At 71.7% G+C, this 15451-nt stretch carries 14 protein-coding genes; 13 read left to right on the top strand and 1 reads right to left on the bottom strand.

Annotated features, from left to right (window positions below):
- Positions 1-183: 183 nt before the first annotated feature.
- The 8 genes from ACFYST_RS35740 to argH all read left to right on the top strand — a co-directional run bounded on the left by ACFYST_RS35740 (position 184) and on the right by argH (position 8612).
- Complete coding sequence (locus ACFYST_RS35740) at positions 184-738, top strand: hypothetical protein (RefSeq protein WP_387868549.1); 555 nt, start codon at positions 184-186, stop codon at positions 736-738.
- A gap of 120 nt (positions 739-858) precedes the next feature.
- Positions 859-1887: an N-acetyl-gamma-glutamyl-phosphate reductase gene (gene argC, locus ACFYST_RS35735; RefSeq protein ID WP_387642969.1), complete on the top strand. Its 1029-nt coding sequence runs from the start codon at positions 859-861 to the stop codon at positions 1885-1887.
- 14 nt (positions 1888-1901) lie between these two features.
- A complete protein-coding gene (argJ, locus tag ACFYST_RS35730) occupies positions 1902-3056 on the top strand; it encodes a bifunctional glutamate N-acetyltransferase/amino-acid acetyltransferase ArgJ (protein WP_387643043.1) in 1155 nt (384 codons plus the stop codon).
- A 22-nt stretch (positions 3057-3078) separates the two neighbouring features.
- Positions 3079-4011 carry an acetylglutamate kinase gene (gene argB, locus ACFYST_RS35725; RefSeq protein WP_387868546.1) on the top strand — a complete coding sequence of 311 codons (933 nt, stop codon included), beginning with the start codon at positions 3079-3081 and terminating at the stop codon, positions 4009-4011.
- Entirely contained in the window at positions 4008-5225 is a 1218-nt protein-coding gene (locus ACFYST_RS35720) for an acetylornithine transaminase (RefSeq protein ID WP_387868543.1), read from the top strand. The genes argB and ACFYST_RS35720 overlap by 4 nt, the downstream gene beginning before the upstream one ends.
- 25 nt (positions 5226-5250) lie before the next feature.
- Positions 5251-5796 carry an arginine repressor gene (locus tag ACFYST_RS35715; protein ID WP_387642966.1) on the top strand — a complete coding sequence of 182 codons (546 nt, stop codon included), beginning with the start codon at positions 5251-5253 and terminating at the stop codon, positions 5794-5796.
- Between the two features lie 109 nt (positions 5797-5905).
- Positions 5906-7099, top strand: coding sequence for an argininosuccinate synthase (locus ACFYST_RS35710; RefSeq protein WP_387868540.1), 1194 nt, complete (start codon positions 5906-5908; stop codon positions 7097-7099).
- Between the two features lie 91 nt (positions 7100-7190).
- Positions 7191-8612: an argininosuccinate lyase gene (gene argH, locus ACFYST_RS35705; RefSeq protein ID WP_387642964.1), complete on the top strand. Its 1422-nt coding sequence runs from the start codon at positions 7191-7193 to the stop codon at positions 8610-8612.
- A 47-nt stretch (positions 8613-8659) separates the two neighbouring features.
- Here argH and ACFYST_RS35700 read toward each other — a convergent pair whose 3' ends face one another.
- Entirely contained in the window at positions 8660-9922 is a 1263-nt protein-coding gene (locus tag ACFYST_RS35700) for a VanZ family protein (protein WP_387868538.1), read from the bottom strand.
- A gap of 126 nt (positions 9923-10048) precedes the next feature.
- Between ACFYST_RS35700 and ACFYST_RS35695 the strand changes: the two genes are divergently transcribed.
- From ACFYST_RS35695 to ACFYST_RS35675, 5 genes are all read left to right on the top strand, one after another.
- Complete coding sequence (locus ACFYST_RS35695) at positions 10049-11413, top strand: FAD-binding oxidoreductase (RefSeq protein WP_387868535.1); 1365 nt, start codon at positions 10049-10051, stop codon at positions 11411-11413.
- 280 nt (positions 11414-11693) lie between these two features.
- Positions 11694-12185, top strand: coding sequence for a GNAT family N-acetyltransferase (locus ACFYST_RS35690; RefSeq protein ID WP_387642961.1), 492 nt, complete (start codon positions 11694-11696; stop codon positions 12183-12185).
- A 408-nt stretch (positions 12186-12593) separates the two neighbouring features.
- Positions 12594-13619 carry a methionine ABC transporter ATP-binding protein gene (locus tag ACFYST_RS35685; protein ID WP_387642960.1) on the top strand — a complete coding sequence of 342 codons (1026 nt, stop codon included), beginning with the start codon at positions 12594-12596 and terminating at the stop codon, positions 13617-13619.
- Positions 13616-14386, top strand: a complete 771-nt coding sequence (locus tag ACFYST_RS35680; protein WP_387868532.1) for a methionine ABC transporter permease — start codon at positions 13616-13618, stop codon at positions 14384-14386. Before ACFYST_RS35685 ends, ACFYST_RS35680 begins: the two co-directional genes overlap by 4 nt.
- 69 nt (positions 14387-14455) lie before the next feature.
- Positions 14456-15295, top strand: coding sequence for a MetQ/NlpA family ABC transporter substrate-binding protein (locus tag ACFYST_RS35675; RefSeq protein WP_387642958.1), 840 nt, complete (start codon positions 14456-14458; stop codon positions 15293-15295).
- The last annotated feature ends 156 nt before the right edge of the window (positions 15296-15451 follow it).

Genomic DNA, 15451 nt, shown 5'->3' with positions numbered 1-15451 from the left:
CCCTGCAGAACGGGCACGGCGCCGGGGCCATCCGCTGGGTGAGGGCGCCCCCGAACCCGACTGGTACAACGACGACGAGCCGGGCCGGCGCTACGCGCACCCCGACGACCTGTTGGGTTCCCTCCAGAACGGGCACGGCGCCGGGGCCATCCGCGCCATGACGGAGCCCGGCGCCGCCGCGCCATGACGGAGCCCGGCGCCGCCGAGCCGTGGCGGACCTGGGCGCCGGACCCACCTGCGGACGGTGCGCAGGCCACCGGCCCGATCCGCCCGGTCTGCGCCCCGCCGACGGCCGAGGTGGGCGCGCTGCCGGCCGGCCCGGGTGACGCGCCGCTGCCCGATCTGCTGGCCGCGTGGAGGCGCAAGTGGGAGGCCGACGAGTGGTGCGGCTTCGCCCCGCTGGCCGATGCGATCGCCCGGTACGGGCTGGCGGCGGCCGAAGCGCTGCCCGCTCTGGGCGCGCTGTGGAAGTGGACCCCGCACTCGGCCGAACGCACCGCCGTCCTGCGGGCCGTCGTCGCCGTCGCCCCGGTGGCCAGTCGGCGGGCGTTGACGCAGGGGCTGTGGGACTGCGAGTCCGGCGTCCGCCTGCTGGCCGCCACCCGGGTGCCGCTGGGCCGGCGGGCGGTCGCTCGGGTGAAAGCGCTGCGTGACGACCTCTTGGAGACCGCCGAGGTCCGCCGTGTGGCGGCCGCCAGGCTGACCGCGGCGGGCGAGTGCCGGCGAGAAGGGCAGTAGGCGGCACACCGTTCGGAGCGGCAGCTGCAACCATCACCCACGGCCTGGTACGACAGTAAGCATTGTTGCATGATTTTGCTGCGCTGCGTATATTCATGCTGGGCTTCAGGAGGGAATGCCATGGTATTGCGAGTTGCCGTCGCCGGAGCGAGCGGGTATGCGGGCGGTGAGGTGCTGCGCCTGCTGCAAGGGCATCCGGAGGTGGAGATCGGGGCGCTGACCGGCGGCTCCAACGCGGGTCAGCGCTTCGGCGCGCTGCAGCCGCACCTGATCGGGCTGGCCGACCGGGTGCTGGAGCCGACGAACGCGCAGACGCTGGCGGGGCACGACATCGTGTTCCTCGGTCTGCCGCACGGGCAGTCCGCCGGGATCGCTGCCCAGCTCGGCGAGGACGTCCTGGTGGTCGACCTCGGCGCCGATCACCGGCTGAGGTCGTCGGCCGACTGGGAGCAGTTCTACGGTTCCCCGCACGCCGGCACCTGGCCCTACGGCCTGCCCGAACTGCCGGGCCACCGTGACGCGTTGAAGGGCAGCAAGCGGATCGCGGTCCCGGGTTGCTACCCGACCGCAGTGACGCTCGCGATGTTCCCGATGTTCGCCGCGGGCCTGGCCGAGCCGGAGGCGGTGATCACCGCCGCGTCCGGTACGTCCGGCGCGGGCAAGGCCACCAAGACGCACCTGCTGGGCAGCGAGGTGATGGGCTCGATGAGCCCCTACGGCGTCGGCGGCGGCCACCGGCACACCCCGGAGATGGCGCAGAACCTGACGCCGCTCGCGGGCGAGCCGGTCACCGTCTCCTTCACGCCGACGCTCGCGCCGATGCCGCGCGGCATCCTCGCCACCTGCTCCGCCAAGGCGAAGCCCGGCACCACCGCCGCGAAAATCAAAGCCGCGTACCAGGAGGCGTACGGCGACGAGCCGTTCGTCCACCTGCTGCCCGAGGGGCAGTGGCCGCACACCTCGTCCGTGTACGGGTCGAACGCGGCCGTGCTGCAGGTCGTGCTGGACGAACACGCCGGGCGGATCATCGCGATCAGCGCGATCGACAACCTGGTGAAGGGCACCGCCGGCGGCGCGGTGCAGAGCATGAACATCGCCCTCGGCCTCCCCGAGGAGCTCGGCCTCCCGCTGAACGGAGTCGCACCATGACGGACACCCAGAACATCGGCGTCACCGCGGCGAAGGGCTTCCGCGCGGCGGGCGTCACCGCCGGCATCAAGGCGTCCGGCACCCCGGACCTGGCGCTGGTCGTCAACGACGGCCCGCTGCACGCCGCCGCGGGCGTGTTCACCTCGAACCGGGTGCACGCCGCGCCGGTGAAGTGGTCGCGGCAGGTCCTGAAGGACGGCGAGCTGACCGCCGTCGTCCTCAACTCCGGTGGCGCGAACGCCTGCACCGGCCCGGAGGGCTTCCAGGACACCCACGCCACCGCCGAGAAGGTCGCCGCCGAACTCGGCGTCGGCGCGATCGAGGTCGCGGTCTGCTCCACCGGCCTGATCGGCGTCCGGCTGCCGATGGACAAGCTGCTGCCCGGCATCGAGCAGGCCGCCGAGGCGCTCAGCTCCACCGGCGGCGAGAGCGCCGCGATCGCCATCAAGACCACCGACACCGTGCACAAGACCGCCCAGGTCACCAGCCCGGCCGGCTGGACGGTCGGCGGCATGGCCAAGGGCGCGGGCATGCTCGCCCCGGGCCTGGCCACCATGCTGGTCGTGGTCACCACCGACGCGGTGGTAGATGCGGAGGCCTTGGACGCCGCGCTGCGCGACGCCACCCGCACCACCTTCGACCGGGTCGACTCCGACGGCTGCATGTCCACCAACGACACGGTGTTGCTGCTCGCCTCCGGCGCCAGTGAACTCGCCCCGGAGCAGGCCGAGTTCGCCGAGGCCGTGCGCACCGTCTGCGCCGACCTGGCCCGCCAGCTGATCGGCGACGCCGAGGGCGCGTCCAAGGACATCCGGATCGACATCGTGAACGCCGCCACCGAGGACGAGGCCGTCGACGTCGCCCGCACCATCTCCCGCAGCAACCTGCTCAAGTGCGCCATCCACGGCGAGGACCCGAACTGGGGCCGGGTGCTGTCCGCGATCGGCACCACCTCCGCCGCCTTCGACCCGGACCAGCTGGACGTCGCCATCAACGGCGTCTGGGTGTGCCGGGGCGGCGGCGTCGGCGAGGACCGCGACCTGGTCTCGATGAAGGGCCGCGAGGTCGTCATCACCGCCGACCTGAAGGCCGGTCAGGCCTCCGCCAGCATCTGGACCAACGACCTGACCGCCGAATACGTGCACGAGAACAGCGCCTACTCCAGCTGACCCGGGGGAATCGACACACGCCATGCAGATCGCACCCAAGGGCGAACAGGCCCGCAGCAACGCCGCCCTGCCCAAGGCCCGCACCCTGATCGAGGCGCTGCCCTGGCTGGAGCGCTTCCACGGCAAGACCGTCGTCATCAAGTTCGGCGGCAACGCCATGGTCGACGAGGACCTGAAGGCCGCCTTCGCCCAGGACGTGGTCTTCCTCCGCTACGCCGGCCTGCACCCCGTCGTGGTGCACGGCGGCGGCCCGCAGATCAGCGCCCAGCTCGACAAGCTCGGCCTGGAGTCCTCGTTCACCGCCGGCCTGCGTGTCACCACCCCCGAGACCATGGACGTGGTCCGGATGGTGCTCGCCGGGCAGGTCCAGCGCGAACTGGTCGGTCTGCTCAACGCGCACGGCCCGTTCGCCGTCGGCATGACCGGCGAGGACGCCCACACCATGACCGCGGTCAAGCGCTACGCCGTGGTCGACGGCGAACAGGTCGACATCGGCCTGGTCGGCGACATCGTCAACATCGAGGCCGGCGCGGTCAAGGCACTGATCGCCGACGGCCGCATCCCGGTGATCTCCTCGATCGCCCGCGGCGCCGACGGCCACATCTACAACATCAACGCCGACACCGCCGCCGCCGCGATGGCCGTCGCGCTCGGCGCCGAAATGCTGGTCGTGCTCACCGATGTCGAGGGCCTCTACAAGGACTGGCCGAACTCCGACGACGTGATCAGCCAGCTCAACGCCTCCGAACTGGAGGAGATGCTGCCGACCCTGGCCAGCGGCATGCTCCCCAAGATGGAGGGCTGCCTGCGCGCCGTCCGCTCCGGCGTGGGCACCGCCCGCGTCCTGGACGGACGGGTCCAGCACAGCCTGCTGCTGGAGATCTTCACCGACGAGGGCATCGGCACCATGGTCGTGCCCGACGACGACACCACCGTCCTGGGGGGCCTGGCATGAGCGAGCACGAAGCCATCAGCAACGCGTCGATCACCGAGCGGTACCGGCACACCCTGATGCACAACTACGGCACCCCGCGCATCCCGCTGGTCCGCGGCGAGGGCGCCCTGCTGTGGGACGCCGACGGCAACGAGTACCTCGACCTGGTCGGCGGCATCGCCGTCAACGCGCTCGGCACCGCGCACCCCGCGATCGTCACCGCCGTCACCGAGCAGATCGCCACCCTCGGCCACGTCTCCAACCTGTTCATGGCCGAGCCGACCATCCAACTCGCCGAGAAGCTCGTCGAGTTGGCCGGCCGCCCGGCCCGGGTGTTCTTCTGCAACTCCGGCGCCGAGGCCAACGAGGCCGCGTTCAAGATCTCCCGGCTGACCGGCCGCACCCACCTGGTCTCCGTCCAGGGCGCCTTCCACGGCCGCACCATGGGCGCCCTCGCGCTCACCGCCCAGCCCGCCAAGCAGGAACCCTTCAAGCCGCTGCCCGGCGACGTCACGCACGTCCCGCTCGGCGACATCGAAGCCCTGCGCCAGGCCGTCACCACCGAGACCGCCGCCGTCTTCCTGGAGCCCATCCAGGGCGAGAACGGCGCCGTCCCGCTGCCCGACGGCTACCTGAAGGCCGCCCGCGATATCACCCGCGCCACCGGCACCCTGCTGGTCATGGACGAGATCCAGACCGGCATCGGCCGCACCGGCCACTGGTACGCCCACCAGGCCGAGGACGGCGCCGACCCGGACATCGTCACCCTCGCCAAGGGCCTCGGCGGCGGCCTGCCGATCGGCGCCGTGCTCGCCTTCGGCGACACCGCCGAACTGCTCGCCCCCGGCCAGCACGGCACCACCTTCGGCGGCAACCCCGTGGTCGCCGCCGCCGGCCTCGCCGTGCTGCGCACCATCGAGGAGCAGGGCCTGCTGGAGCACGTCACCAAGATCGGCGAGCGGCTGCGCCACGGCATCGAGGCGATCGGCGATCCGCTGGTCGCACAGGTGCGCGGGAAGGGCCTGCTGCTGGGTATCGTGCTCACGCAGCCCGTCGCCGCCCAGGTCCAGGCCGCCGCGCAGGACGCCGGTTTCCTGGTCAACGCGGCCGTCGCGGACGCCGTACGGCTGGTTCCGCCGCTGATCCTGACCGAGGAGCAGGCCGACCGGTTCCTTGCCGCACTGCCCGCGATCCTCCGAACGGTCCGCGAAACGGCCCCCGACGCGAACAGCTGAGCGTCTTTCAGGAGAATCTTCAGTTATGACCGAACCCCGCCCCGAGTCGACCACGGCGCCCACGCCGCAGGTCCCGCAGACCCGCACCGCGCGCCACCGCCGGATCGTGGACCTGCTGACCCGTCAGCCCGTCCGCTCGCAGAGCCAGCTGGCCAAGCTGCTCGCCGACGACGGCCTGGTGGTCACCCAGGCCACCCTCTCCCGGGACCTGGACGAACTCGGAGCGGTGAAGATCCGCAACCGGGACGGCGCGCTCATCTACGCCGTCCCGGCCGAGGGCGGCGACCGCACCCCGCGCGCCCCCATGGGCGAGTCCGCCAGCGAGGCCCGGATGGCCCGGCTGGCGGGCGAGCTGATGGTCTCCGCGACCGCCTCCGGCAACCTGGTCGTGCTGCGCACCCCGCCCGGTGCCGCCCAGTTCCTGGCCTCCGCGATCGACACCGCCGAGGTGTTCGAGATCATCGGCACCATCGCCGGCGACGACACCGTCCTGCTGATCAGCCGCGACGCGGCCGGCGGCCAGGCGCTCGCCGACCACCTGATGCAGCTCGCCCAGGCCAAGTCGCAGTAGCCCTCCACCCCTTATCCGTCTCACTGAGTGCCACCGGTTTGGCAATGCATACGCACTCGTGCATACTTATGCCTAACGCCGCATGAAACCTGTACTGAAGGAGAAAGCCGTGACTGAGCGCGTCGTACTCGCCTACTCGGGCGGTCTGGACACGTCCGTCTGCATCGGCTGGATCGCCGAGGAGACCGGCGCCGAGGTCATCGCCGTCGCGGTCGACGTCGGCCAGGGCGGCGAGGACCTGGAGGTCATCCGCCAGCGCGCGCTCGACTGCGGCGCCGTCGAGGCCGAGGTCGCCGACGCCCGCGACGAGTTCGCGAACGAGTACTGCCTGCCTGCTCTCAAGGCCAACGCCCTGTACCAGGGCCAGTACCCGCTGGTCTCCGCGCTGTCCCGCCCGGTCATCGTCAAGCACCTGGTCGCCGCCGCGCAGAAGCACGGCGCCACCACCGTCGCCCACGGCTGCACCGGCAAGGGCAACGACCAGGTCCGCTTCGAGGTCGGCATCCAGTCGCTGGCCCCGAACCTGAAGTGCATCGCCCCGGTCCGCGACTACGCGATGACCCGCGACAAGGCGATCGCCTTCGCCGAGGCCAAGAACCTCCCGATCGTCACCACCAAGAAGAACCCGTACTCGATCGACCAGAACGTCTTCGGCCGCGCCGTCGAGACCGGCTTCCTCGAGGACATCTGGAACGCCCCGATCGAGGACGTCTACGAGTACACCCAGAACCCGGCCACCCCGCGCGAGGCCGACGAGGTCGTCATCACCTTCGAGGCGGGCGTCCCGGTCGCCATCGACGGCCGCAAGGTCACCGTCCTGCAGGCCATCGAGGAGCTGAACAAGCGGGCCGGCGCCCAGGGCATCGGCCGCCTCGACATGGTCGAGGACCGCCTGGTCGGCATCAAGTCCCGCGAGATCTACGAGGCCCCCGGCGCGATCGCCCTGATCACCGCCCACCAGGCCCTGGAGAACGTCACCGTCGAGCGCGAACTCGCCCGCTACAAGCGGCAGGTCGAGCAGCGCTGGGCCGAGCTGGTCTACGACGGCCTGTGGTTCTCCCCGCTCAAGCGCGCCCTGGACGGCTTCGTCAACGAGGCCAACCAGGCCGTCTCCGGCGAGATCCGGATGGTCCTGCACGGCGGCCGCGCCGTCGTCAACGGCCGCAAGTCGGACCAGTCGCTGTACGACTTCAACCTCGCCACCTACGACACCGGCGACACCTTCGACCAGTCCATGTCCAAGGGCTTCATCGAGATCTTCGGCATGTCCTCGAAGATCGCCGCCCGCCGCGACCTGGCCTGATCCACCCGCAGTACCTGCCCCGGCCCGCCGTATCCGCCACGGCGGCCGGGGCATCTCCACACTCAGACCCACCCTCGAAGGAGTCCACGCGATGACCGCAAACCAGCCCGCAGACGTCCGCCTCTGGGGCGCGCGCTTCGCCGACGGCCCCTCCGAGGCCCTCGCCAAGCTCTCCGCCTCCGTCCACTTCGACTGGCGGCTCGCCCCCTATGACATCGCCGGCTCCAAGGCCCACGCCCGGGTCCTGCACAAGGCGGGCCTGCTCAGCGACGACGAGCTCACCGGCATGCTCGGCGGGCTGGACCAGCTGCTGGCCGACGTCGAGTCCGGCGCGTTCGTCGGCACCGTCGCCGACGAGGACGTGCACACCGCCCTCGAGCGCGGCCTGCTGGAGCGCCTCGGCGCCGACCTCGGCGGCAAGCTGCGGGCCGGCCGCTCGCGCAACGACCAGATCGCCACCCTGTTCCGGATGTACCTGCGCGACCACGCCAAGACCATCGGCGCGCTGATCCTCGACCTCCAGCACGCCCTGGTGGGCCTCGCCGAGGCGCACCCGAACACCGCGATGCCCGGCCGCACCCACCTCCAGCACGCCCAGCCCGTGCTGTTCGCCCACCACGTGCTCGCCCACGTCCAGTCGCTGGGCCGGGACGCCGAGCGGCTGCGCCAGTGGGACACCCGAACGGCCATTTCGCCGTACGGCTCGGGCGCGCTGGCCGGTTCCTCGCTGGGCCTCGACCCGCAGGCCGTCGCCGCCGAACTCGGCTTCGAGCGCGGCTCGGTGGGCAACTCCATCGACGGCACCGCGTCCCGCGACTTCGTCGCCGAGTTCGCCTTCGTCACCGCGATGATCGGCATCAACCTCTCGCGGATCGCGGAGGAGATCATCATCTGGAACACCAAGGAGTTCGGCTTCATCACGCTGCACGACGCCTTCTCCACTGGGTCGTCGATCATGCCGCAGAAGAAGAACCCCGACATCGCGGAGCTCGCCCGCGGCAAGTCCGGCCGCCTGATCGGCAACCTGACCGGCCTGCTCGCCACCCTCAAGGCGCTGCCGCTGGCCTACAACCGCGACCTCCAGGAGGACAAGGAGCCGGTCTTCGACTCCTGCGACACCCTCGAGGTCCTGCTCCCCGCCTTCACCGGCATGATCGCCACCCTTACCGTGCACCGCGAGCGCCTCGAGGAGCTCGCCCCGGCCGGCTTCTCGCTCGCCACCGACATCGCCGAGTGGCTGGTCAAGCAGGGCGTCCCGTTCCGCGTCGCGCACGAGGTGGCCGGCGCCTGCGTCAAGGTCTGCGAGGCCGAGGGCATCGAACTGTCCGACCTGACGGACGAGCAGTTCGCCGCCATCTCCTCCCACCTGACGCCGGACGTCCGCACCGTCCTGTCCGTCCACGGCGCGATCGCCTCCCGCAACGGCCGCGGCGGCACCGCCCCCTCGGCCGTCGCCGTGCAGCTCGCCGAGATCAAGCAGGACCTGGCCGTTCAGCAGGCCTGGATCGGCTGAGACCGCAATCGACGGGGGCCGGACGAACTGTCCGGCCCCCGTTCTCGTCAGCGGCTCGCGTCGGCGACGACGTCCTCGCCAGTGAGCGCGTCAACGGTGTACGGCACCCCTGGCCCGGCGGGGTCGACCATAACGGTGACCGCCCAGCACGCCCGCCAGCTGTCCCGGGTCCGCGCGGCCAGAAGGAACGCGTCCTTGACGGCCCCGGAGTGGCGGGACGTCACCGCCGCGATCGCCGCGTCCTTGGTGACCGTCACGGCGGGCAGCTCCGGGTCGGCGACGATGCGTGAATTGACCTGCGCGACCCGGCCGCCCGGGTCCACGTCGATGTCCAGGCGCATCGGCAGCAGCAGCCCGTCGGCCCGGAAGCGCCGGTACTGCACGGTACGCCGGGCCGTCGACGGGTTCGCCTGGTAGACGTCCACGTTGGCACCGCTCGTGACACCGGGGAACCACGTAGCGGCGAACGCATCCGCCGCCGCCCGGGCCTCCTCGTCGCTGCCGCCGGTCGCGGGGGCGAACGGGATCAGCGACCCGTAGACGAGCCGGCCCGACGGCCACTCCAGATGGAACGAACCGTCGCCGGCGGTGACGTAGAGCTGCTCCGGCGTCTCGCCCATCGCCGCCGAGTGCTTCACGCTGATCACCGCCGTGCCAGGTCCGAACAGCAACTCCGCGTTGCGGCGGGCGGCTTCGAGCTGGTCACTGTCGTGGGCGGGGGACAGCGCGGCGTCATTCCAAGTCGGCGTCACCGCCGCCCGCTGCACGACGGCCACCGGCACCACCAGGACCAGCAGCACGACCGTGCCCACCGACCACTCCCGCCTCCCCGGCCACGCCCGCCGCAGCGCCACCGCCAGCGCCACGCCCAGCAGCGCCCCGGCGGAGTTGGCCACCAAGTCGCCGGAGTCGCAGGCCCGGCCGATCCCCGGCGTCAGCGACTGCACGGTCTCGGTGACGGCCGACCACCCCACGCACCCCGCGAGCACCGGCACCGGCCGCCGCGTCGCGTGCGCCGCGAAGAACGCCAACGGCACGAACAGCGCGACGTTCATCAGCCCCTGCTGGGTCTCGAACGCCGCCGCGAAGTCCCGGCTGTACAGGCACATCTGCGAGGCCGCCCGCGCCCCGCCGGTCGGGTACAGCGTGGCCGTCAGCACCCCGGCCAGCGACACCCCGCCCATGACCGCCGACCAGCGCGGCAGCCCGCGGGCCTTCCCGAGGAAGAACGACAGCGCCCCGAGCAGCAGGGCGGTGACCAGGAACGCGGGCAGCAGGCCGGGGTTCCCGTTGAAGATCGCGCGAATCATCGGTTCCGATCATGCCGTCCGCCCGCGTCCGGCGGCCGGAATCGGCGGGAACTGCCGGTGACGTGCGTCACCCGATGGCCGGTCCGCGCCGGAGCGGGCGGCGGTCAGCCCGCCTACGCTGGATCCATGGCCGACGCAGCCGTGGCGCTTGCCGAAGGGTTCCGGGGCGAGATCGTGGTGCCCGGGGACGTGGACTACGACCGGGCGCGGGGGGTGTGGAACGCGGCGGTGGACCGCCGGCCCGAGGTGATCGCCCGCTGCACCGGGGTCGCGGACGTGCTGCAGGCCGTCGCGGTGGCCCGCGAGCACGGCCTGCCGGTGGCCGTCCGCGGCGCCGGGCACAGCCTGGCGGGGCTCGGGACGGGCGAGGGCGCGATGCTGATCGACCTGTCCGGCCTGACGGGGGTGCGGGTGAACCCGGAGCGGCGGACCGCCCGGGCGCAGCCGGGCGCGACCTGGGGCGGCTTCGACCACGAGACACAGGCGTTCGGCCTGGCCACGCCGGGCGCGCCGTACTCGGGGGCGGGCATCGCCGGGACGACGCTCGGTGGCGGCATCGGCTGGCTGACCCGGGCGTACGGGCTGACCTGCGACAACCTGGTCGAGGCGGACGTGGTGACCGCCGAGGGCCGGCTGCTGACGGCGAGCGCGGCCTCGCACCCGGAGCTGTTCGCGGGGCTGCGCGGCGGCGGCGGGAACTTCGGGGTGGTCACCTCGTTCACGTACCGGCTGCACCGGGTGGGCCCGCACGTGCTGTGCGGGGCGCTGTACCTGCCGGGGGAGGCGCTGGCGGAGACGGTGGCGGCGGTGCGGGACTTCATGGCGCAGGCCCCGGACGGGCTGACGGTGGCGTGCGAGTTCGGCCACCCGCGCGGGGTGCCGGAGCTGCCGGCGGGGGCGGCGGTGCGGATCGGCCTGTGCTGGGCCGGCCGGGCCGATCGGGGCCGGGAGGTGCTGGCGCCGTTGCGTGCTCTGCCGGGCGTGGTGGCGGATACCGTGCAGACCCGCCCGTACACGCTGTGGCAGCAGATGCTGGACACCGGCCGGGGCCCGGGTGCGGGCGTGTTCGGCCGGTCGGAGTTCCTGTCGGTGCTGGACGACGCGGCGATCGGCTGCCTGGCGGAGCAGACGGCCGCGCTGCCCTCGCCGGACGCGCACGCCCAACTGGCGTTCCTGGGCGGCGCGGTGGCGCGGGTGGGCGCGGAGGACAGCGCGTACACCTACCGGCAGGCCCCGTACCTGCTGAGCGCGGTGGGCCGGTGGACCACCGGCCCGGCGGAGCCGCAGGTGGCGTGGGTGCGGGGGTGCCTGGAGGCGATGCGGCCGTTCTCCTCGGGCGGGGCGTACGTGAACCTGATGGGCGTGGAGGGCCAGGGGCGGGTGGTGGAGGCGTACGGGCTGGCGAAGTACGAGCGGCTGGTGGCGCTGAAGGACCGCTACGACCCGGGGAACCTGTTCCGGGTGAACCAGAACATCCGTCCGAACGGGTGACGGCCGGGGTTGGCGTGACGCTCGCCACGTCGGGCGTCCGGGAGGTTGAGAACAGTGGTCGGCTGGGTAGAGCGGTGGCGAACGTCTCTCTTGACCGTAGTCCGACCGTCCGGATACTGAGCGTGAGCGCGTCAGTTCCGGCCCGTCGGGCCACCGTCCGGCGGGACGTGTCGCGCTTTTCCCGGGCCGGGCCGATCCCCGTCCGGGCACACCTCGGACAAGGCCGGTGCCAGACCCTCACTCGTGCGCGCCGGGCGATTGACGATGGAGGCCCCCGCACATGGGCATGAGTGTGATCATCGCAGCGGCACGACCTGATGAAGCGGAGCAGATCCTCAAGCTCCAGTACCTCGGCTACCAGAGCGAGGCGGAGCTGTACAGCGACTGGACCCTCGAGCCGCTGACCCAGAGCCTGGAGAGCCTGAAGGCCGAACTCGCCGGGCACCGCGTCCTGGTGGCCCGCCTGGGCGACGAGGTGGTCGGCTCGGTGCGCGGCTCGGTGGACGAGACCGGCACCGGCCGGATCGGCAAGCTGGTGGTGCACCCGCGGATGCAGCGGCACGGCCTCGGCCGCCGCCTGCTGACCGCCCTGGAGGCGCAGCTCACCGAGGACGGCGCCACCGGCTTCGAACTGTTCAGCGGCCACCGCAGCCTCGGCAACCTGCGGCTCTACCAGAGCCTCGGCTACCGCGAGACCGAGGTGCGCGAGGTCTCCCGCCGGCTGTCGATCGTCACCCTGGCCAAGCCCGGCGCGGCCTCGCTGGCGGCCTGAACCACCCACTGCGGCACCCGAACCGGACGCCGGTCGGGTGCCGCAGTGCTTGTCCCGCAAGGGGCGTGTCCGCATGTTGGACAGTGAGTCCTGGAAGTTGGGACGTTCACCAATTGTCTGATTTACTGGGTTCCATGACCGCGACGACGACATGCATCCCCACCGGCGCGACGCCGGCAGGTGAGCGACGCATGTGCCGTCGAATGTGTTGTCGCTGAGAGCTCTGCCCAGCGCCCGCTGACGTTCCGTCCTCCGATGTCCCGACAGGCCGCGCCCGTGCGCGGTCCGTCCGGCCGGCGGCCGTGATCGACAAGACGTCAGCCCCCGATCTTCCTCCCGGCACCAGGTGCCGTTCCATTGGCGCGGATGCCCCAAAGGTCGTCCGCTGACGAACAAACGGAAGCAGCTGTGATCACCACCAAGGACCTGACCAAGGTCTACCGTTCCCGGGGCCGTGACGTCCTGGCGCTGGACAGCGTCGACCTGCACGTGCGGCAGGGCGAGGTGTTCGGAGTCGTCGGCACCAGCGGCGCCGGCAAGTCCACCCTGATCCGGTGCGTCAACCTGCTGGAGCGGCCCACCTCCGGCACCGTCACCGTGGACGGCGTCGAGCTGACCGCGCTGGCCGGCAGCGAACACCGGGCCGGCCGCGAACTGCGCGAGGCCCGCCGCCGGATCGGCATGGTGTTCCAGCACTTCAACCTGCTGTCCTCGCGCACCGTGCAGCAGAACGTCGAACTCCCGCTGGAGATCATCGGCCTCGACCGGCACGACCGCCGCCGCAAGGCCGCCGAACTGCTCGACCTGGTCGGCCTCGCCGACAAGGCGCGCAGCTACCCCGGCCAGCTCTCCGGCGGCCAGAAGCAGCGCGTCGGCATCGCCCGCGCCCTGGCCGGCGACCCCAAGGTGCTGCTCTCCGACGAGGCCACCAGCGCCCTCGACCCGGAGACCACCCGCTCGATCCTGGCCCTGCTGCGCGACCTCAACCAGCAGCTCGGCCTCACCGTGCTGCTGATCACCCACGAGATGGACGTCATCAAGTCGGTCTGCGACTCCGCGGCCCTGATGCGCGGCGGCAAGGTCGTGGAGAGCGGACAGCTCACCGACCTGCTCGCCGACGGCCACTCGCGGATCGCCCGCGACCTGTTCCCGCTCGGCGACTTCGGCTCTGGCAACCCTGACCGCACCGTCCTGGAGATCACCTTCCAGGGCGACGCACCCGCCCAGCCGTTCGTCTCCCAGCTGGCCCGCACCTACCAGATCGACATCAACATCCTCGGCGCCGCCGTGGAGACCATCGCCGGCCGCCTGGTCGGCCGCATGCGGGTCGAACTGCCCGGCAGCCACACCGACAACGTGGTGCCGATCGGCTACCTGCGCCAACAGGGACTCCAGGTGGACGTCCTCGACCTGTCGAACGGAGTGGCGGCATGACCTGGGACCGGATGCAGGAACTGATGTGGCCCGCCACCTGGGAGACCCTCAGCATGGTCGGCCTCGCCGGCCTCGCCACCCTGGTGGTCGGACTGCCGATCGGGCTGCTGCTGGTGCTCACCGACAAGGGCGGCCTGCTGCAGAACCGCGCCGTCAGCCGGGTGCTCGGGGCGATCGTCAACGTCGGGCGCTCCATCCCGTTCGTCATCCTGATCGTCGCGGTGATCCCGTTCACCAAGGTGGTCGCGGGCGGCACCTCGCTCGGCTGGCAGGCCGCCACCGTCCCGCTCGCCAGCGGCGCGATCCCGTTCTTCGCCCGCCTGGTGGAGACCGCCGTGCGCGAGGTGAACGGCGGACTGGTCGAGGCGCTCAAGGCGATGGGCGCCGGCACCGGCACCATCGTCCGCAAGACCCTGCTGCCGGAGAGCCTGCCCTCGCTGGTCTCCGCCTTCACCACCACACTGATCGCCCTGATCGGATACTCCGCGATGGCCGGCGTGGTCGGCGGCGGCGGACTCGGCGACCTCGCCATCCGCTACGGCTACCAGCGCTTCGAGACCACCTTCATGTGGGTCATCGTCGCCGAAATCGTGATCATCGTCACCGCGCTGCAACTGCTCGGCGACCTGATCGCCCGCCGGCTCGGCCACCGCGGCAACTACCGCAGCGGACTGAGCCTGCTGCGCGCCGCGAAGGCCACGAAGGCCGCGCCGCGCGCCCAGAAGACCGCCGAGGCGGTCGAAGAGGACCTCGTCTCCTCCCACTGACCACCGCTCCCCACCCGGAGCGGTCCCCGGCCCACCCGGGCCGTTCGCACCCGCAGAAAGGCACTTTTCGTGCGTAAGTTTCTGAAGACCACCGTCCTGACCGCCACCGCCGCCGGACTCGTCGTCGGCCTCACCGCCTGCTCCAGCGGCGGCGGCTCCGACTCCGGCGCCTCGGCCGACCCCAACAAGCCCCTGGTGGTCGCCGCCAGCGCCACCCCGCACGCGCAGATCCTCAAGTTCGTGCAGGACAACCTGGCGGCCCAGGCCGGCCTCAAGCTGGACGTCAAGGAGGTCAGCGACTACGTGACCCCCAACACCACGGTCCAGGACGGATCCGCGGACGCGAACTTCTTCCAGCACCAGCCGTACCTCGACGACTTCAACAAGAAGAACGGCACCGACCTGGTCTCCGTCGGGACCGTCCACCTCGAGCCGCTCGGCGTCTACTCCAAGAAGGTCAAGAACCTCGCGGACCTCAAGGACGGCGCCGTGGTCTCCGTCCCCAGCGACGCCACCAACGAGGGCCGCGCGCTCAAGCTGCTGGCCGACAACAACATCATCACCCTCAAGGACGGCGCCGGAACCACCGCCACCGCCGACGACATCGCCTCCAACCCCAAGCACCTGAAGATCAAGGAGCTGGAGGCCGCCCAGCTGCCGCGCTCGCTCGACGACGTCGACGCCTCCGTCATCAACGGCAACTACGCGCTCGGCGCCGGCCTCAAGCCGTCCAGCGACGCGCTGCTGGTCGAGAAGGCCCAGGGCAACCCGTACGCCAACATCCTGGTCGTCAAGAAGGGCCACGAGAGCGACCCGCGGGTCAAGAAGCTCGCCGAGCTGCTGCACTCCGACGCCGTCAAGAAGTACATCGACGACAACTTCCAGGGCGCCGTCATCCCCGCGTTCTGAACCACCCGCTGACCCGATCGGCTCCCGCGGTGGGCCCCCCCCCCCCCCCCGGGGCCCCCCCCCCCCCCCCCGGGACGGGGGGGCCACGGACCCGGACAACCCCCCCAACCGCCGGGCGGTCGGGGTGTGCCCCAACCCGCCCGGGGAGACCGGCAG

The organism is Kitasatospora sp. NPDC004614, from assembly GCF_042873675.1.
GTDB lineage: Bacteria > Actinomycetota > Actinomycetes > Streptomycetales > Streptomycetaceae > Kitasatospora.
This window is presented reverse-complemented; position numbering and strand designations above follow the sequence as displayed.